The organism is Paracoccus saliphilus (genome assembly GCF_028553805.1).
Classification (GTDB): Bacteria; Pseudomonadota; Alphaproteobacteria; order Rhodobacterales; family Rhodobacteraceae; genus Paracoccus; species Paracoccus saliphilus.
Genome location: NZ_CP067140.1, coordinates 45,967 through 65,055, shown reverse-complemented (window position 1 = coordinate 65,055; position 19,089 = coordinate 45,967). Strand labels below are relative to the sequence as shown.

Here is a 19,089-nt window from a genome sequence, read left to right as displayed (position 1 = left end):
AATTCGAAACCAAAGGTGAATGCCCCAGGGCTTTCCAGCGCATCTGTCACGGATTAGAACCCGGAACAACGAAATTGAACAGATAACGGGGCAGGCATGGCGGATAAACCGGTAGCAGTGGTCATTCTGGCAGCGGGACAAGGCAGCCGCATGCAATCGGACTTGCCCAAGGTGCTGCACCGCCTCGGAGGGGTGCCGCTGGTCGGCCATGCGCTGGCCGCGGCACGCAGCCTTGAGCCCGCCGAGATCATCGTCGTCGCCGGTCACGGCGCCAACGAGGTAGAAAAGGCGACCAAGAACCTGGAACCGGACGCGCGGATTGTCCTGCAATCCGAGCAGCTTGGCACCGGCCATGCCGTGCGTCAGGCCCTGCCCCTACTTGAAGAGTTCGAGGGCAAGGTGATCGTGCTTTACGGCGATACGCCCTTCATCGGCGAGGATACATTGGCGGCGCTGGCAAGCCATACCGCCGATCTCGTCGTGCTGGGATTCGAGGCCGAGGATCCAGGCCGCTATGGCCGATTGGTCGTGACCGAAGCGGGGCTGGAACGGATCGTGGAATTCAAGGATGCGGATGAGGCCACCCGCTTGATCGCGCTGTGCAATTCCGGTGTCATGGCGTTGGATGCCGGATTGTTGCGGCAACTGATCGGCAGGCTGACGAACGAGAACGCGGCAGGAGAATATTACCTGACCGACCTTGTGGCGCTGGCCCGGGCCGAGGATCGTCGCGCCGATGTCGTCACCTGTGACGAGGAAGAGACATTGGGCATCAATACCCGAGCCGAGCTTGCCTCTGCCGAGGCCGCCTTCCAGGCCCGCGCCCGAGCCGAGGCGCTGGAAAACGGCGTCACGCTGTCGGATCCGGCAACCGTCTGGTTTTCGCTGGATACCGCCATCGGGCGCGATGCCATCGTCGGCCAGAACGTCGTTTTCGGTCCCGGCGTCACGGTGGAATCCGGCGCCGAAATCCTGCCCTTCTGCCATCTTGAGGGCTGCCACATCTCATCCGGCGCGACCGTTGGGCCCTTTGCCCGGCTGCGCACTGGGGCCGAGCTTGGAGGCGAGGTCCATGTCGGCAATTTCGTCGAGATCAAGAACGCCGTTCTCGACGAAGGCGTCAAGGTCGGCCATCTGACATATCTGGGCGACGCTCATATCGGCGAGCACAGCAATATCGGCGCGGGCACCATTACCTGCAATTACGACGGCGTGATGAAACATCGCACCGAGATCGGCGCCAATGCCTTCATCGGCAGCGACACCATGCTGGTCGCCCCTGTTCGGGTCGGGGCCCAAGCGGTGACCGGCTCGGGTTCTGTCATTACCGTGGATGTCGAGGATGGCGCCCTCGCCATCGGCCGCGCAAGGCAGGCGACGAAGCCCGGCCTTGGCGTGCGGCTCATGCAGGCTCTGCGTGCGAAGAAGGAGAAGGGCTGATGTGCGGCATCATCGGAATCCTGGGCCGTCACGAGGTTTCGCCACAGCTTGTCGATGCGCTCAAACGGTTGGAATATCGCGGCTATGACAGCGCCGGTGTCGCGACGATCGACTCGGCTGGCCGGCTGGACCGGCGCCGCGCCGTGGGCAAGCTGGTCAATCTGTCGGACCGCCTGGTGCATGATCCCCTGCGCGGCCATACCGGCATCGGCCATACCAGGTGGGCCACGCACGGCGCTGCGACCGAAGAGAATGCGCATCCGCATCGCTCGGGTCCCGTCGCGGTCGTGCATAACGGCATCATCGAGAATTTCCGCGAATTGCGCGAAGAGCTGATCGCCAAGGGCATCCAGCCGCAATCGCAGACCGATACCGAAACCGTGGCGCTTCTGGCCGGTCATTTCATGGAGCAGGGCATGGCCGCGCGTGAAGCTGCGCGCGCCACCCTGTCCCGCCTGAAAGGCGCTTTCGCGCTGGCATTCCTGTTCGAGGGCGAGGGTGATCTGATGATCGCCGCGCGCAAGGGCAGCCCCCTGGCCATCGGTCATGGCGACGAAGAGATGTTCCTAGGCTCCGACGCCGTGGCGCTGTCGCCCTTCACCGACCGGATCACCTATCTTGAGGATGGCGACCACGCGGTTCTGACCCGCGCCGGCGTACAGATCTACGACGAGGAATGCCAGCAGGTCGGTCGCACGGAACGGCGGATCGATGTCGGGGCCACTGCCATCGACAAGGGCGGGTATCGCCATTTCATGGCCAAGGAGATCGCCCAACAGCCCTCGGTGATCGCCGATGTCCTCAATCATTACGTCAAGGATGACAGGATCGTGCTGCCCGACGGGCTGGATTTCCGCGACGTTGACCGGCTGTCTCTGGTCGGCTGCGGCACCGCCCATTATGCGGGTCATGTCGCAAAATACTGGTTCGAGACGCTGGCGGGCCTGCCCTGCGATATCGACGTGGCCTCGGAATTTCGCTACCGCGAGCCGCCGCTGTCGCCGCAAAGCTGGTTCATCGCCATCAGCCAGTCGGGCGAAACCGCGGATACGCTGGCCGCGCTGCATTATGCCCGCGACCATGTCAGCCAGACCGTCGGATTGGTGAATGTCGGCACCTCCGCGATAGCCCGTGATGCGGATATCGCCCTGCCCACTCTGGCGGGGATAGAGGTGAGCGTGGCATCGTCGAAGGCCTTCACCTGCCAGCTGACCGTGCTGGCGATCCTTGCGCTGAAGGCGGCACATGATCGCGGCAGGATCGGAGATGCCGAACTGGCCGAGCATCTGGCCGATCTACGGGCGGTTCCGGGCCTTTTGCAGCAGACGCTGGATCTGTCTGATCATTGTCGGGCATTGTCCGAATGGCTCTCGCAGGCGCAGGATGTGTTGTACCTGGGCCGGGGCGCGCTGTTCCCGGTGGCGATGGAAGGTGCGCTGAAGCTGAAGGAACTCAGCTATATCCATGCCGAGGGCTATGCCTCGGGCGAATTGAAACACGGCCCCATCGCCCTAATCGACCGCGATCTGCCGGTTATTGTGTTGGCCCCCTATGACCACCTGTTCGAGAAGACCGTTTCGAACATGCAGGAAGTGATGGCGCGTCACGGCCAAATCCTGCTGCTGTCGGATCACGAGGGCATCGCCGCGGCAGACGAGGGCGTGCACGCAACGCTGACCATGCCCGAGGGCGGGGGGCTGTTCCGGCCCATCCTCTATGCGATCCCGATGCAGTATCTGGCGTATCACACGGCGGTGGCCAAGGGCACGGATGTCGATCAGCCGCGCAATCTCGCCAAGTCGGTGACCGTCGAGTGAACCTGCCGCATGGCCCTTGCCGGTCATTCACGGTAAAACCGCAGTCATGATTGACTCGGAGAAATTTGCGCCCGGCGCGCATCTGTTGATCGACCATTTCGGTGGACGTTTCCTTGATGAACCGGCTCGGCTGGAAGCGGCGCTGCGCGCTGCCGCCAAGGCCGCCGGAGCGACGATCCTGTCGGGCGCGTTTCACCATTTCGGCGGCGGCAATGGTGTGACCGGTGTCCTGTTGCTGGCCGAGTCGCATATCTCGATCCATACATGGCCCGAACGGGATTATGCCGCCATCGATATCTTCATGTGCGGCGATGCCGATGCCGAGCGGGCGGCAGAGATGTTGGCCTCAATCCTCTCCCCGCAGCGGATCGAGATGGGACGATTTCAGCGCGGTCATTCGAACCACTGTTCCCAGCCATCCATGTAGTAATCGATCAAGGCATGCGTCTGGATGCGATTGGCCTCGACATCCTTGCGTGCCATGTCGGGCGAAAACTGCATGGCCGATCGCCACTGAGCCAAATCCAGGTAGCGCAGCCCTTCGGGCAGAGCCGGCATGCGGTCGCGCAAACGCATGGGCGAGACCATCACGAAGCCCCATTCCCCGAAACTTGGTACATAGCCGTGATAGGGCAGCACGGATAGCGGCGCTTTCGGATTGACGGGATTGCGCGTCTCTTCCCATGTCTTGACGATGGACCAGAAGGCCTCGCGGGCGAATAATGGCGCCCCGGCCTGCGTGACGATCACCGACTGCACCCCGATCCGCTCTGTCAGCAGCGCATAGAATTCGGACGAATACAGCTTGGAAAGCGCCAGGTTCTTGGGGTCCGGCAGATCAAGGATCACCACATCGTAAATCCGGTCGTCGGATTCGACGAACTGCCATGCATCCTTGTTGACGATATCTAGGCGCGGGTCCGACAACGCGTGATCGTTCAGAGGCGACAGTTGCGGATGGTCCCGGAACAATTCGGTCACGCGCGGATCAAGATCGACGAGGGTGATGTTCTTCACATCGTCATGCCGCAGAACCTCGCGCGCGGCCATGCCATCGCCCCCGCCGAGGATGAGGATGTTCTCGCGCCGCGGAACCATCCCGAGCGCCGGATGCACCAGCATCTCATGGTAGCGATACTCGTCGAGTGAATCGAACTGGATCGAATAGTCCAGGAAAAGCCGGGTGCGATCCCGGAACTGGGTGACAGTGATATTCTGGTAGGAAGTCGTCTCGCTGAAGATGATATCGTCCTCGAACAGTTCGGCCTCGGTGACCGATAAAAGCCGCTCCGAGTTGATTAGCGCCACGATTGTCGCCACCAGCGCAAGCAGCCAGGCAATGCGTTGCCCCCAACTGCTCTCGTTCCGGAAAAGCCACAGGGAGACACCGGCAACCGCAAGGTTCAGCGCGCCAAAGCTGAGACTGGCGGACATCAGCCCCAGGTAAGGCACGACCAGCAATGGGAAAGCCAGCGACGCGATCAGCGCACCGGCATAATCCACGCTCAGGACATTCTCGAAACGGAAACGATGCGCGCCGATATCTTCGAGCACGCGGGCAATCAGGGGAATTTCCATTCCCGACAGCACGCCGACCGCCGCGAGGAAACCGAACAGGACCGGGCCAACGGCGGAAAGATAAGCATAGGCGAAGAACAGGGCCGGCGCCATGAAACCGCCGACCACGGCCACCGAAATCTGAACCCAGACAAAGCCCGCGACCGGGCGTTCGACAAAGCGCGACAGCCAGGCGCCCAGCCCCATGGAGGACAGGAACACCCCGATCACCAGCGAAAACTGGCGAACGGAATCGCCAAGAAGATAGCTGGACACCGTCGCGGCGATCAGTTCGTAGATCAGCCCCGCGACAGCGATCAGGAATGTCGCAATCAGAAGCCAGACATCACGATGTGCGGGCCTCGCCGCTGCGGTCATGAGACGATGACGGCCGCGATGATGATGGCGATGGACAGGAAGATGAAACCGAACAGGACGCTAAGCGCCACGTTTTGATCCTGTTCGATTTCCTTCAGCACCGGGAAGGGGGTGGCCCAGTCTATGACCTTCCAGACCGCCCACATCAGCGCACATCCCAGAATGGTGAAAAACACGGTGCTGATCACGTCGACAAGAAGATTCGCGAAGATTTGGTCCATATCAGCTTCCCTTTGCAAAGATCATTTTACGCTCCCCCCGGCATAGTACCCACCGGAACTTCCGACCCGCATCGAACCATCCGTCGGAGAAGGCACATCGGTGCTTTCTCCACCGAAACCAAGGCGCCCGTAATACCAGGCGCTTCCGAACACAGCTAAACACAAGACGATGAAGAATATGCGGAAAACACTCATTCAGGTTTGCCCTCACTCATCGTCCCAATCACTTCCGGACCAGCGTCTCTGATGGACGAAACCGCGCGCAAAAAGCGGGACGACTGCCACGACAAGAAAGCCCAAAGCCGCAAGGAAAGCCGCAAGGCCGCTTGATTGTCCTTGTGAAACCGACACGTCAAGCTGACGGATGACGTGCGGATAGTCATCCCGGTCCAACAAGAGCTGCCGCTTGTCTTTCCAGTAGCCCGCCTCCTCGATATCGATGTTCAATTCGTATGTGCCCGTAGTTTCCAGAGGATGAAACCTGATACTGGCGTTTGAGCCATCCTCGGTCCATTTCCCCTCGCTATCCCTGCCGGAATATTTCTCGCTTGTCCGGCCCATGACAAACCGAGGATTCCCGTCAGGACCAAGAAGGACGATATTCAGGTAAGCCCAACCGTCTGTAACGGTACTATCGAACCCGATCCAAGCGAGCCCCCGATCATTGGTGATTTCGACAGGGAGAGTGATCGGCAGATCATTCGGAACGTCGTAAGTCGCGGACACCAGATTCTCGCCGGGATGCAACGACAGGATCAGACCAAGGATCAACGACATGAACGCAAAAACTGCCGAGCAGGCCGCGACAAACACGGTGTGACGCCACTTCCTGACCGGCTTCAACGGGTGGGCCTTTAGCATCGGCGGGGGAAGATCGATCCCGAAGCCCTCTGCGATATCCACGGCCGGAACATAGCTGGTCAGATAGACCTCGCGCTCGGTACTGCCCTGCGAAAATTCCAGCATCCGGGTATCGCCCAAGGCGGTAATCGTCTGCGTCCGCTGATCTTCCTCGGGCTGCCAGGTGAACTCGCCCTCGGCAAAGGTGATCACGGCATTCGTTGTGTCGTAATATCTGTAGCTCTCGTTGCGGTAACTGACGGATGGCGGGTATTCGGAGGTTTCCACCCTGAGCCCACTTAACCAGACATCGCTGCGAATCCGGCGCGAAAAGGTAACATGCCCATCCTCGACAGAGAGCCATGCATAGCCATGGGTCTCGGAAAAGACCTGGTGCTCGACCCAATGCCAGCGCTGACCCTGCCAGCGCTCCTCGTACCCCAAGGTGCCGATCACGGTGAACTCGGTGCCGAAAAGCGTCCCACGATCGCCCAGCTTGAACGGGCTGGAGGGGCGCGGCAATTCGCCAAAGGATTTCAGGGCGCGGTAATTGGCGTTGGCGTCCAGTGCCGCGCCGCAATAGGAGCAGACATGGGTGGTCACCCGTCCGCCGCCAAGAACATTCAGCCCCGCACCGCAAGAGGAACAATTGACTGATTTCAATTCGGCCGAGCGGGTCATGGCGCGGCCTCCACCTCGATATCGAACGGGCTGAACCATTGGCCAAGGTATAGCTGCGCGCCGCCGATCCAGTACTCATAGGACAACAGGGCGCCATTTTTCCCCAAAGCATTGATGAATTCGTAGCTTTCACCAACCTTCAGCTCATGATCGAACGCGCCGCGCAATGCCACGCATTCAGCCGTTTCAATTTCGGAAATGACAAATTCACGTCTGCCAAGAGTAATGGCATCGCCGATATCGGCATTCTGAACCGCTCTGGAAAGGCTTGCATCCACCAGCTCGCGCTGCACGGCAACATCGCCCTCATCAAGCGAGATCCAGACCGGCTTTCCGACCGCATCCAACCCCCAGAACTCGTCCCAAAAGCCGCGGCCATAGGAAAAGCGGGCCTTTCCCCTAAGGAGGACAGAACTATCCCCGGCCTTGACGGTATCGCCAATATCGAACAGCGATGTCGCCTCGTGCATGACGCCTTTTTGCCCGGTGGCACGCACGACCTCGTCCTCGATCAGCAGCGCGGTGTCGCATGAGTCACACGCCGCCATCCGTGCAATTTTTGCCAGTTCATTGATACGAGCCCCGCAATTGGGGCAATTATAGGCTGTCACATTCACAACGCGTGGCTCATTCGATGCATTGTTTCGTCCATAGCAAATTGCCGCGGATGAAGCCACAACGTGGAACAGCAAACAGCGCGAATCACCAGCGAGCATGTCCGGTCAGGCATTGACGCTGTCGTGCAAAGGCGGAACAAGAGGCGCGCATCGAAGGAGGAACGTTTCGTCATGATCAAGCATATCAGCCGCCGCAGCCTTGTCGCAGCCGCCATCGGCGTCTCAGCAGCCGCGACACCCGCATTCGCGCAGGAATGGCCCTCGGGTCCTTTGCATGTCTATGTCGGCTTCCCGGCGGGATCGTCACCCGACACGATCGCCCGGCTGATCGCTGATCCGCTGTCCGAAGCACTGGGCCAGCCGGTCGTCATCGAGAACAAGCCCGGCGCGGGCGGCGTCATCGGTGTGCAGCAGATGCTGGCGCAGAAAGACGACGGACATAGCTTCGGTGTGACGATCAACGGGCCGCTGACGACCGCGCAGCGCCTGATCCCGGATCTGGGCTATGATCCCGCCACCGACATCGCGCCGGTCTCGCTGATCGCGACAACTCCGCTGGTGCTCGCGGTTTCCAGCGACAACCCCGCCGAAGACGCCACAAGTTTCATCGAAACGGCCAAGGCCAGCCCCGGCGAGATCAGCTATGGCTCGGTCGGCCAGGGGTCGGGCGCGCATCTGACCGCGGAACTCTTTGCCAGCGAGGCGGGGATCGAGCTGTTCCATATTCCGTTCCAAAGCTATGCCGAGGTCACGACCTCGATCCTGGGCGGCGAGATCGATTCCGGTTTCATGGCCCCGTCAGCCGCGCTGCCGCATGTCGAGGCGGGCAAGATGAAGATGCTGGGCATCACCTCGACCGAGCCCTTCCCGCAGGTTCCCGAGGTTCCCGTCCTGGCCGGTCAGGCCGGACTGCCCGATGATTTCCGCGCCGAGCTGTGGGATGCCTTCATCGCCCCTGCCGGCACCGATCCCGAGATCATCGAAAGGCTGAACACCGAGATCGTCGAAATCCTCGGGGACGCTGAAATTCAGGACAAGCTGCTTGCCATCGGGTGGAAGGCCGAGCCGGGCACGCCCGAGGAATTCGCCGCCCGCATCAAGGACGATACAGAGCTTTGGGGTGCCGTGATCGACAAGACCGAGGCGCAGGAATAAGCGGCAAGGGCGGATGCGGCGCGATTACCACGATATCCTGTGGGGCGGGTTCCTCGCCCTTCTTGGCCTTGGCGTGGCCGGTTATGCCGCCATCCATTACGATCTGGGCAGCCTTCGCCGGATGGGACCGGGATTCTTTCCGGTCTCGTTGGGGGTGATCCTGGCAGCACTCGGCGCCGCCATCGCCCTGCCCGCCTTCTGGCGCAAGGGTGAGCTGCGGCCCTTCGCCGGACGCGAATTGCTGGGCGTCATCGCCGCGCTGCTGCTGTTCGCCTTGCTGATGAATCGCGCAGGTATCGTGATCACGGCCGCAGTCGTGACATTGACCGCCAGCGTGGTCGCCCCGCGCCCCGGCATTCTCTGGCGCCTTGTCTTGGCAGCCGCCGTCACCTTGCTCACATGGGCCATCTTCATCCTCGCACTGGAGATGACCATTCCCGTCTGGCCGTGGAGCCGCTGACATGACAACACTCGAAGGTCTGGGTCACGGCCTGTCGGTCGCCTTGCAGCCGAATGTCTTGATCTACAGCCTGTTCGGCGCGCTTCTAGGCACCTTTGTCGGTGTCTTGCCGGGGATCGGGGCGATGGCCGCGATCACCCTGCTTTTGCCGATCACCTATTACATCTCGTCCGAGGCGGCGCTGGTCATGCTGGCCGGGGTCTATTACGGCGCGCAATATGGCGGTGCGGTGGCGTCGATCCTGCTGCGCCTGCCCGGAACGCCTCAATCGGCGGTCACGACACTGGACGGTTATCCATTGGCCCGCCAGGGCCGGGCGGGTGTCGCGCTGTTCACGGCGATGATCTCGTCCTTCGCGGGCTCGATCCTTGGCATCGTGATACTGGTCATGCTGGCTGGATGGCTGGCCGGCATGGCCACGGCATTCGGTGCGGCGGAATATGCCGCGATGATGATCATGGGATTGATCGCCGCCTCGACCATCGGCTCTGCCCGCCCAAGCAAGAGCCTTGCCATGGTGGTCGTTGGCCTGATCCTCGGCTGCGTCGGGACCGATGTGAATTCAGGCGTACAGCGACTGACATTCGGTCAGACCGAACTGATGGACGGCATCAACCTCGTCGCGCTCGCGATGGGGCTGTTCGGTGTGGCCGAGGTCATCGCGAATATCCGCGATGCCGACCGGCATGGTCCGCCCGACCGGGTCACATTGCGGCAGTTGATCCCGACGCGGCAGGATGTCGGCCAGATGATCGCGCCGATCACCCGGGGCACCACGCTCGGCGGCTTCTTCGGAGCGTTGCCGGGCACCGGATCGACGATCTCCTCGTTTCTCAGCTATGCGTTGGAGCGGCGGGTTTCGCGTCACCCCGAGCGTTTCGGAAACGGCGCGATCGAGGGGATTGCAGGCCCTGAAGCGGCCAACAATTCGGCATCGATCACCGCATTCGTCCCGACATTGACCCTCGGCATTCCCGGCGATCCGATCATGGCGCTAATGCTAGGAGCGCTTATCATCCACGGCATCCAACCCGGTCCGATGATGCTCGAGGCACGACCCGACATGTTCTGGGGGCTGGTGGTCAGCTTTGGCATCGGCAACCTGTTCCTGCTGATCCTGAACCTGCCGCTGATCGGCATCTGGGTGTCGATGCTGCGCATCCCGTTTCGCTGGCTCTACCCGGCGATCATCGTGTTCATATGCCTTGGCGTCTATTCGGTCCGCGGATCGGTCTTCGACATCGCCATGGTCGCGGGAATTGGAGCCATCGGTTATGCGCTGGCGCTGGCTTCGTTCAGCCCGGCGCTGCTGTTGCTCGGCTTCGTGCTCGGCCCGTTGATCGAGACCAACCTGCGGCGCGCCATGCTGATCTCGCGCGGCGATCCGATGATCTTTCTGGAACGTCCCATCGCTTGCGGCTTCGTCATCGCAACGCTTGCCTTAATCCTGGTTCCGGTGATGAAAACCGTTCTGAAAGCAAGGACCAACCGCGCCGCGAATTGAGCCTCTACTCCGCTTCGGACCCCGAACGCTTCGCCCTGTCAGAATCGACATCGATCGCCGAGGCAACGAAGGCTAGGTGCGCGTGCACTGCTTCGCCCGCAGCCGTCGGGTTGCCTGCCGCGATGGCGTCGAAGATCTGCTGATGCTGCTCACCCAGCACCCGGATCATGCCGGGCACGTTGGTTTCCTCGCGCCGCTCGCGCCAACCCGCCTCGCTTCGCAGCTGGCGGATAAGATCATAAATCTCGAGAAACAGCGCGTTTCCCGCCAATTCGGCAATACGATAGTGAAAGACCTCGTCGGCAAGATCATATTCTCCGGGGGTTGCCGCGATCCGGGTGTTTCGCAGCAAATTGTCCAATTGCCGGATATCGGCAAGAGTGACCCGTGTCGCGGCCAGTTCGGCAAGTCGCGGTTCGATCTGACAGCGCACATCCATCAACTGATCCAGCGTCAGGCGTCCTGCCAGAAACCGGTAACGGCCAGTATCGGGACGCGGCGGCGGACTGATGAAGGTGCCCTGCCCATGCCTACGGAAAACCACGCCGCGCGTTTGCAGCTCGTCCAGCGCCAGCCGCAAGCGGCGGCGCGGGATATTGAGCATCTCGGCCAATCTGCGCTCGGGAGGCAAACGGCCACCGCTTTCCGCGGCCCTGGACAAATGCGGCGACAGCGCCGCGATGACGTCGGAAAGTCCGTCCTGCTGATCCATCCGCTATCCCGGGTAACAATCTAGAAACATCCCGGTAGAGGTGATCAGAAGAAGGCCCCTGAAAGCAAGCTTCATCGAGGCAGAGGGTGATGACCAACCCTCGCGCTCCTCAGCGACCGATGGCATAGGCCTGCATCAGCCGTGGTGTCGCGGCGGCAGTCAGCATGCCATCCGGATCACGCCTTGCTGCAGTCAGGCGGCCAATGCTCCACGGTTCAGCCACCGTGACGCTGTGACCCCGGCGACGAAGATCGGCAATCACGGATTCATCGAAGTTGGGCTCGAGCATCAGGTCTCCCGGGTTCGCGTCGCGCGGATAGAAGCTGCTTTGGAAATGGTTGCTGTGAAACAGCGGCGCATCCATGCATTGCTGCATCGACAAGCCGTGGTGGACATAGCGCAGGAACCAGATAAGCTGCCATTGGTCCTGCTGATCCCCTCCCGGAGTGCCGAATGCCACGCGGATGCCATCCTTTTCGGCCATCGAGGGGGTCAATGTGGTCCGGGGCCGAGCACCGGGCCTGAGCGAAGTCGGCAGATCGTCACGCAGCCAGAACATCTGCGCGCGGCTGTTCAAGGCAAACCCCAGGCCGGGAATGACCGGGCTGGATTGCAGCCAACCGCCCGACGGAGTCGCGCTGACCATGTTGCCCCAACGGTCTATCACATCCAGATGCACGGTATCGCCACGCCGCTCGGTCAGATGGGCCATGGTCGGCTCGCCCGCGCTGACTCCACGGGCAGCGTTGAAATCCGTCGCAGCGCGGACGACGGCATCATCGGCAAGATGCCCCAGCCCCGGCAGGCGGCCGGGCCGCTGCTCCAGGCTGGCCGAGTCCCCGATCAAACGGGCGCGTTCGGCGGCATAATCCTCGGACAGCAGCGCATTCATGGGAATATCGAAAAACTCCGGATCGCCGTAATAGGCCTCACGATCCGCATAGGCGAGCTTCATTGCCTCGATCACGGTGTGAATGAAGTCGGCGCCCATCGGGTCCATCGCGGCAAGATCGAAATGCTTGAGGATCTGCAGGCCCTGTAACAGCACGGGTCCCTGTGACCAGCTTTGTGTCTTGTGGACCGTCCAACCGTGGTAGTCGATCGACAGCGGCGCCTCCCAACTCGCTTGCCATTCGGCCAAATCCTCGCGCGACAGCACGGCGGAATGCGGTTTGCCCGACACATCCATCACACTGGCATCGGCAAGGTAATCGCAGATCGCATCCGCCACGAAACCCTGCGACCAGGATTTGCGGGCCGCATCGATGCGCGCCTCCCGCGTGTCTGCTTTTGCCTCATCGACGATGCGCTGATAGGTGGAGGCAAGATCGGGATTCCGGAACAACGACCATGCCTGCGGAGCCTTGCCCCCGGGCAACCATGTCGCGGCACTTGTCGGCCATTCGTCACGGAAAAACCCGCTCAGTTCCTCGATCGTGTTGGCGACGCGCGGCAGGATCGGATGCCCGTCGCGCGCATAGCCGATGGCGGGCTCCATGACATCTGCAAGCTCCAGGCTGCCATGATCGCGCAGCATCAGCATCCAGCCATCGAACGCGCCCGGAACAACTGTCGCCAACAGGCCCGAACCGGGGATCAGCCCATCGCCGAAATGCTGACGATAGTGATCCATCGTCGCGGCTTTGGGGGCGACGCCCTGCGCACAAAGAACCCGCGTCTCGCTCGTCTCGGCAAAATGAACGATGGCGGGCAGATCGCCGCCGGGCCCGTTCAGATGTGGCTCGACCACCTGCAGCACCAGGGCTGTCGCAACCGCCGCGTCGAATGCGTTGCCTCCCTTTTCAAGGATGCTCATCCCCACCGCAGAGGCAATCCAATGAGTCGAGGCAACGGTGCCGAATGTGCCGCGAATATCGGGACGGGTGGTGAAATCGTTCATGTTTTTTCCTTGTTCTCAGTCTTCGCGCGGATCCAGCGCATCGCGTAGCCCGTCGCCCAGAAGGTTGAAGCCCAACACCACGAGAAAGATCGCGATACCGGGCCACATCGCCATCCATGGCGCCTGTGCCATGAAATCCTTGGCAGTGTTCAGCATCGCCCCCCAGCTCGGCGCGGGAGGTTGTTGGCCAAGACCAAGGAAGGACAGCGATGCCTCGGCAATGATCGCGCTGGCGACGGTCAGGGTGGCTTGCACCAGTACCGGGGGCAGCACGTTCGGAAGAATATAGCGGCGCAGGATGATCGGGGTCGAAAGTCCGATGGCATGGGCGCTTTCGACGTAATCCTCGGCCGTGACGCTGATCGCCTGACCGCGTGTCAGCCGGACAAAGATCGGGGTGGCGGCGATACCGATTGCAATCATCGCATTGGTGAGCGAGGGGCCAAGAAAGGCCGCCAAGGCGATGGCAAGGATCAGGAAGGGGATCGCCAGAAGCGCTTCGGTGCAGCGCGAGATGATCGCATCGGTCCAGCCACCGAAATAACCGGCAAGTATTCCCAGGGGCGTGCCGATGACAATCGCGATGGCGACCGAGACCACCCCGGCCAAGAGCGAGGCACGCGCTCCCCAGATCATCCGCGACAGTGAATCCCTGCCGATATCGTCGGTGCCAAGCGGATGCGCGGCCGAAGGTGCCTGCCGGATCGCCCCCCAATCGGTTGCCGCCGGATCGGGTATCGGCAGGATCGGCGCGGCGAGTGCCAACAGGACGAACAGCCCGACCAGCACCGCACCGAATTGCGCACTGCGATGGCCACGCAGTTTCTGCCATACCCGGCTTTGCGATTTGCGGGCCAAAACCGGATCTGCTGCGGCTTGGGTCATCAGCTTACCCTCAAGCGCGGGTTCAAAAGCACATAGCAGGTATCGGCGACCAGGTTCATCAGGATGAAGCCCAGAGCCGTTACCAGCACCACCCCTTGAACCACAGCATAATCGCGATTGAACACCGCATCGACGATCATCTTGCCGAAACCGGGAATGGTAAAGATCTGCTCGGTCAGCACGGCACCGGCGATCAACTCGCCGAACAACAGCGCGGCCAGCGTCACGACCGGCGTCAGTGCATTGCGGAACGCGTGATGCAGAACCACCGTCCTCTCGGTCAGTCCCTTGGCCCGCGCCGTGCGAACGTAATCCTGCCGCAGCACGCCCAGCATGGCCGAGCGGGTATGCCGCATCAGCGAAGCCGCCAAGGCGGTGCCCAGCACGAAAGCGGGCATCAGCATGGTCCGAACCGATTGCACGGGGTCCTCGGTCAGCGGCACATAGCCCGAGGCCGGCAGAAGCTGCCATTTCACCGAGACCAGCAGGATCAGCATGATTCCCAGCCAGAAATTCGGGATCGACAGGCCGGAAAGCGCGACGATATTGGCAATGTAATCCGTCACGGTTCCCTTGCGCACGGCCGAGATTATTCCTGCGGGAATACCGATCGCGGCAGCGAAGATCATTGACATCACGGCAAGCTGTATCGTTACCGGCAGCTTGGACAGGATCATGTCGCTCACAGGCAGGCCGGTTCGGATCGACTGCCCCAGATCGCCCTGCACAGCCCCCCTGACCCAATGTAGATACTGCATCCAGATAGGGTCATTCAGATGATAAAGCTCGCGCAGCCGGTTCAGCGTTTCCGGATCGCGATCATCACCGGCCAGTGCCAGCACCGGATCTCCGGGCAGCAATTTCTGCAGGGCGAAAACGAAAATCGAGATCAGGATCAGTGTCGGGATCGAGATCAGCAATCGCCGGACGAGATAAGACAGCATCGCTTGACCTGGGGTTCGGTTGGAACAAGGGACGGGCGGCGAATGGGCCGCCCGTCACAGCTTCATTTCATTCAGACTTGGCCACACCTTCCAGACGGATCATCCCGTCCGGACTGGGGCTGAAGCCCTCGATCCCACTGGACACGCCATAGAGCCATGCTTCATTATAGATGTAGAAAAGCGGCAATTCGGCCATCAGGATCTCGTTGGCCTGGTGATACAGTTCCTTGCGCTTGGCCGGATCGCTGACGGCCCGTGCCTCGGCGAGAATCCGGTCGATCTCGGGATTGGAGTATTTTCCGTCATTGAAGCCGCCATCTGTGCTGACGAAGCCATAGATATTGCCATCCGGATCGATGCGACCGGACCAGCCGACCTGGCTTGCCTGAAAGTCACCCGCCTGCTGATCGGCCAACATTGTTGCGAATTCCTTGGCGACGATATCGATCTTGATCCCGGCTTCGGCTGCCATCGCCTGGATCATCTGCACGACCCGCTGGTTTTCCGGCCGGTTCGGGGCTTGCAGTTCCAGGGTCAAATCGCCCTCGACGCCGGCTTCCGCGATCAGCTCCTTTGCCTTCTCTAGATCCCGCGCAGGCACCGGATAGGCAGGATCGAAATAGGGGCTCGCAGCCGATACGAACTGGCTCGCCGGGGCATTCAGCCCTGCGAATACGACCTGATTGATCGCCTCGCGGTCGATAGCAAGGGACAATGCCTCACGCAGCCTTGCATCCTGACCAAACGGGTTCTCGGATTTCGAGCCATTCGCGGTGTTAAAGGTAATCCCCTGATAGCCCAGCCCATCGGCCCGGGCGAAAGCGAGATCGGCATTGCCTTCGACGGCCTGAACGTCGGTGGCGGCCAGCCGATTGATGAGATCCAGATCACCCGATTGCAGGTTCGCAAGCCGAACTGTGCTGTCGGGGATCGGCAGATAGGTGACCGCATCCAGCTGGATCGCGTCCGCATTCCAGTATTCGGCGTATTTTTCGAGTTCGATCTTGTCCTGCGCCACGCGGCTCTTGAATTTGAACGGCCCCGAACAGACGGGATTCGCCGCCACATCACCTTCGAAACTGGCGGGGGACAGCATCATGCCGGAACGATCGGCCAGCTGTGCCAGAAGCGGCGCATCCGGCGCGCTGAGATGCAGTTTGACATGGGTCGCATCGACAGCCTCGACGGATTCGATCGAACTGACCTCGGATTTGCGCACGCTGTCTTCCAGGGTTTGCGAGCGTTCGATATTGGCTTTCACCGCCTCGGCATCGAAGGGCGTGCCGTCGTGGAACGTGACGCCTTCACGCAATGTCATGTCGATGGTCTTGCCATCCTCGCTGACGGTCCATTCGGTCGCGAGCTGCGGCACAAGTTCCAGGTCGGGGGTCACATCGATCAGCTTGTCGCAAAGCGCGGTAAAGACAATCCTTCCCACGAAAGTGCGGCTTTTGTCGGGATCGAGCGCGTCGGGATCGCTTTCAAGCCCGATCCGCAATGTCTGGGACTGCGCGGCAAAAGCCGTGCTGCCCATGATCGCGGCAAGGAAAAGGACTTTCCGGATTTTCATGATTCAACCTCCTGTCGATGTTCTGTTGTCGTGGTCTCGGCGCGGTCCAGCGCTTCGCGATACAACCTGAATCGCTGCTCGGCCCCCTCGCTGCGGCGGCGCAAGGCAGGCGCCGCGTCGATATCCCTCGCGATTTCGCGCCAGCGTATGCAGGCAACCTCGGTGCCCGAGCCGCCGTCTTCCAGCCGAGGCCGGATTTCGGCGCAACGGGATTCCGCGTGGGGACAACGGGTCCGAAAATGACAGCCCGACGGCGGGTCCATGGGGCTGGGTGTTTCGCCTTTCAGATCGGCCTTGCTCCCGTTCCCCTCCGGATCAGGAATCGCAGCAAGAAGCGCCCGCGTGTAAGGGTGCCGCGGATTGGAGAATATCGCGTCGGTCGGGCCTGTTTCGACGATACGACCCAGATACATCACCGCCACGCGATCGCTCATCTGCCGGATCACGGCCAGGTCATGAGCGATCACAACCAATGTCAGCCCCAACCGATCACGCAGATCCGACAGCAGGTTCACCACTTGCGCCTGCACGCTGACATCCAGGGCGCTGACGGGCTCGTCCCCGATCAGCACCTTTGGGCCCGACGCCAAAGCACGCGCGATACCGATGCGCTGCCGCTGGCCGCCACTGAATTCATGCGGGTAGCGGTCCATATGCTCGGGCCGCAGCCCGACCTGCGACAGCAGGCGCGCAACCTCGGCCCGGCGGTCCGCCGCTTTCAGTTCCGGACGATGCATTTCCAGCGGCTCACCCACAAGCCGGGCAACAGTCAAGCGCGGATTCAGTGATGAAAACGGGTCCTGAAAGATGAACTGCACATCACGGCGCAGTCTGCGCAACTCTGGACCAGCCACATCCGAGATATCGCGCCCCTCGACGCTGATTCGTCCTTCGGTCGGGGTAAGAAGCCGCATCAGCAACCGCGCGAGAGTCGACTTTCCGCATCCGGACTCGCCGACGATGGCAAAGGTCTCTCCCCGCTTCACGGTCAGATCAACGCCATCAACGGCATGCAAAAGCTGCGGGGATGTCAGCAGGCTGCCGCCAATCCCGAACCGTTTCGCCAATCCTTCGGCTTCGATGATGGCTTCGCTCATGCCGCCCCTTCAAGCTTCTGCTCGAGCGGCGCGAAATGGCAGGCAGCGCGATGACCGGAAACGACCTCGGAAAGTGCAGGCTGAGTGGCGCAGTGCGGCTGAACAAAGGGGCAGCGCGTGGAGAACCGGCATCCCTGCGGCATCGTTTCTATCGAGGGAACCATTCCCGGCACGGTCGCCAACCTCGTCCGCGGTCCGCGCAATGGCGGAACGGACGACATCAACCCGATCGTGTAGGGATGCTGCGGATCGGAAAAGATCGCATCGGCAGGACCATATTCGACGATGCGACCGGCATACATGACGGCCACCGTAGTCGCGATCTCTGCAACCACGCCCAGATCATGGGTGATCAGGACCGTACCCATGTCGCGCTCGGACTGAAGCTCGGCGATCAGGTCGAGGATCTGCGCCTGAATCGTGACATCCAACGCGGTGGTCGGTTCATCCGCGATCAGCAATGCCGGATTGTTGACCAGTGCCATGGCGATCATCACCCGCTGCCGCATGCCGCCCGACATCTGGTGGGGATAGTCCCGCATCCTCCGCTCGGCTGCTGGTAGGCCGACACGGCGCAGGATTGCCAGCGCCTCATCCTCGCCATCGCCTGAATTGTGCCGCCGCCAGCCTTCGGCGATCTGATCGCCAATCCTGTGAGCGGGATTCAAGCTGGACATCGGCTCTTGAAAGATCATCCCGATCCGCCGCCCGCGCAGTTTTGCCAGTGCCGCCTGATCAGCCAGTTCGATCCCGGCACCTTCAAACCGCATCCGCCCTGCCACGCCGGCCAGAAGACCCGGAGCCAAAAGCCCCATCATCGCCAGGGAAGTCAGGCTTTTGCCGCATCCAGATTCACCTACGACGCACAGCGTCTCGCCCCGGCGCACCGTCAGGGACACATTGTCCAGCAGCGGGGCATCGTGCCTCGGGATATGCAACGTCAATCCCTGCAAATCGAGAAGTGTATCGCCCAAGTCTATGGCTTCGTCATCCATCAAGTCGTGAACCATTATCGGATTGGTTCAAGGTCGTCCGAACGCAATCGTTTGACAAGAGGAAATCCCAAGCTTTTTCAGCCGTTGGAAGATTCGATCTCTCGGAAAGCACGCAAGCCCAAAGATTCGGCGGCGCGCTGGATCAAAGAGGAGAGCCCAGGAATACGCCTGCCCTTCCCCATGAAAGGTAATCTGGTCGCTACGGCAATGTTCCGCTCATCGACTGTATTCCGTCACCTAAGAGGTGTGACTTTGGATGCGACTCGCGCCAAATATGTTGACTAATTAAATAAGGATTACTAAGCGCGATCCAAGC

The 19,089-nt window shown here is 61.2% G+C and carries 17 protein-coding genes; 6 read left to right on the top strand and 11 right to left on the bottom strand.

The genetic code is table 11. The annotated features are described in order from the left end of the window. The first annotated feature begins 96 nt into the window (after positions 1-96). From glmU to speD, 3 genes are read left to right on the top strand one after another with little or no spacing between them, the layout of a single operon-like run. The gene (glmU, locus tag JHX88_RS00290; RefSeq protein ID WP_076522271.1) at positions 97-1,440 is read left to right on the top strand and encodes a bifunctional UDP-N-acetylglucosamine diphosphorylase/glucosamine-1-phosphate N-acetyltransferase GlmU; all 1,344 of its coding nucleotides are present in this window, start codon (positions 97-99) and stop codon (positions 1,438-1,440) included. Continuing rightward, positions 1,440-3,257 carry a glutamine--fructose-6-phosphate transaminase (isomerizing) gene (glmS, locus tag JHX88_RS00285; protein ID WP_076522270.1) on the top strand — a complete coding sequence of 606 codons (1,818 nt, stop codon included), beginning with the start codon at positions 1,440-1,442 and terminating at the stop codon, positions 3,255-3,257. The genes glmU and glmS overlap by 1 nt, the downstream gene beginning before the upstream one ends. A gap of 46 nt (positions 3,258-3,303) precedes the next feature. Further along, positions 3,304-3,684, top strand: coding sequence for an adenosylmethionine decarboxylase (gene speD / locus JHX88_RS00280; RefSeq protein ID WP_076522269.1), 381 nt, complete (start codon positions 3,304-3,306; stop codon positions 3,682-3,684). Here speD and JHX88_RS00275 read toward each other — a convergent pair. The 4 genes from JHX88_RS00275 to JHX88_RS00260 all read right to left on the bottom strand — a co-directional run bounded on the left by JHX88_RS00275 (position 3,651) and on the right by JHX88_RS00260 (position 7,551). Next, a complete protein-coding gene (locus tag JHX88_RS00275) occupies positions 3,651-5,192 on the bottom strand; it encodes a polyamine aminopropyltransferase (protein WP_076522268.1) in 1,542 nt (513 codons plus the stop codon). The genes speD and JHX88_RS00275 overlap by 34 nt on opposite strands. Continuing rightward, positions 5,189-5,413: a DUF350 domain-containing protein gene (locus JHX88_RS00270; RefSeq protein ID WP_076522267.1), complete on the bottom strand. Its 225-nt coding sequence runs from the start codon at positions 5,411-5,413 to the stop codon at positions 5,189-5,191. The genes JHX88_RS00275 and JHX88_RS00270 overlap by 4 nt, the downstream gene beginning before the upstream one ends. Positions 5,414-5,620: 207 nt before the next feature. Beyond that, a complete protein-coding gene (locus JHX88_RS00265) occupies positions 5,621-6,934 on the bottom strand; it encodes a DUF4178 domain-containing protein (RefSeq protein ID WP_076522266.1) in 1,314 nt (437 codons plus the stop codon). Then, complete coding sequence (locus JHX88_RS00260) at positions 6,931-7,551, bottom strand: DUF4178 domain-containing protein (RefSeq protein WP_272848141.1); 621 nt, start codon at positions 7,549-7,551, stop codon at positions 6,931-6,933. The genes JHX88_RS00265 and JHX88_RS00260 overlap by 4 nt, the downstream gene beginning before the upstream one ends. Before the next feature lie 171 nt (positions 7,552-7,722). Here JHX88_RS00260 and JHX88_RS00255 point away from each other — a divergent pair, with 171 nt between their 5' ends. From JHX88_RS00255 to JHX88_RS00245, 3 genes are read left to right on the top strand one after another with little or no spacing between them, the layout of a single operon-like run. Beyond that, positions 7,723-8,706 (top strand): Bug family tripartite tricarboxylate transporter substrate binding protein, encoded by a 984-nt coding sequence (locus tag JHX88_RS00255; protein WP_076522824.1) that lies wholly within the window; start codon positions 7,723-7,725, stop codon positions 8,704-8,706. A 13-nt stretch (positions 8,707-8,719) separates the two neighbouring features. Next, positions 8,720-9,166 (top strand): tripartite tricarboxylate transporter TctB family protein, encoded by a 447-nt coding sequence (locus JHX88_RS00250; protein ID WP_076522265.1) that lies wholly within the window; start codon positions 8,720-8,722, stop codon positions 9,164-9,166. Between the two features lies 1 nt (position 9,167). After that, on the top strand, positions 9,168-10,670 hold the full coding sequence (locus JHX88_RS00245; RefSeq protein ID WP_076522264.1) for a tripartite tricarboxylate transporter permease: 1,503 nt from the start codon (positions 9,168-9,170) through the stop codon (positions 10,668-10,670). A 4-nt stretch (positions 10,671-10,674) separates the two neighbouring features. Here the strand turns inward: JHX88_RS00245 and JHX88_RS00240 are convergent, their stop codons facing one another. The 7 genes from JHX88_RS00240 to JHX88_RS00210 form a co-directional block, all read right to left on the bottom strand. Next, a complete protein-coding gene (locus JHX88_RS00240) occupies positions 10,675-11,382 on the bottom strand; it encodes a FadR/GntR family transcriptional regulator (RefSeq protein WP_076522263.1) in 708 nt (235 codons plus the stop codon). 109 nt (positions 11,383-11,491) lie between these two features. Next, positions 11,492-13,282 (bottom strand): gamma-glutamyltransferase family protein, encoded by a 1,791-nt coding sequence (locus JHX88_RS00235; protein ID WP_076522262.1) that lies wholly within the window; start codon positions 13,280-13,282, stop codon positions 11,492-11,494. A gap of 15 nt (positions 13,283-13,297) precedes the next feature. Continuing rightward, positions 13,298-14,167 (bottom strand): ABC transporter permease, encoded by an 870-nt coding sequence (locus JHX88_RS00230; protein WP_076522261.1) that lies wholly within the window; start codon positions 14,165-14,167, stop codon positions 13,298-13,300. Continuing rightward, on the bottom strand, positions 14,167-15,111 hold the full coding sequence (locus JHX88_RS00225) for an ABC transporter permease (RefSeq protein WP_076522260.1): 945 nt from the start codon (positions 15,109-15,111) through the stop codon (positions 14,167-14,169). Before JHX88_RS00225 ends, JHX88_RS00230 begins: the two co-directional genes overlap by 1 nt. A gap of 67 nt (positions 15,112-15,178) precedes the next feature. Then, on the bottom strand, positions 15,179-16,681 hold the full coding sequence (locus JHX88_RS00220; protein ID WP_076522259.1) for an ABC transporter substrate-binding protein: 1,503 nt from the start codon (positions 16,679-16,681) through the stop codon (positions 15,179-15,181). After that, positions 16,678-17,778 (bottom strand): ABC transporter ATP-binding protein, encoded by a 1,101-nt coding sequence (locus tag JHX88_RS00215; RefSeq protein WP_076522258.1) that lies wholly within the window; start codon positions 17,776-17,778, stop codon positions 16,678-16,680. The genes JHX88_RS00220 and JHX88_RS00215 overlap by 4 nt, the downstream gene beginning before the upstream one ends. Further along, positions 17,775-18,752 carry an ABC transporter ATP-binding protein gene (locus JHX88_RS00210; protein ID WP_272848140.1) on the bottom strand — a complete coding sequence of 326 codons (978 nt, stop codon included), beginning with the start codon at positions 18,750-18,752 and terminating at the stop codon, positions 17,775-17,777. The genes JHX88_RS00215 and JHX88_RS00210 overlap by 4 nt, the downstream gene beginning before the upstream one ends. Positions 18,753-19,089 lie beyond the last annotated feature (337 nt).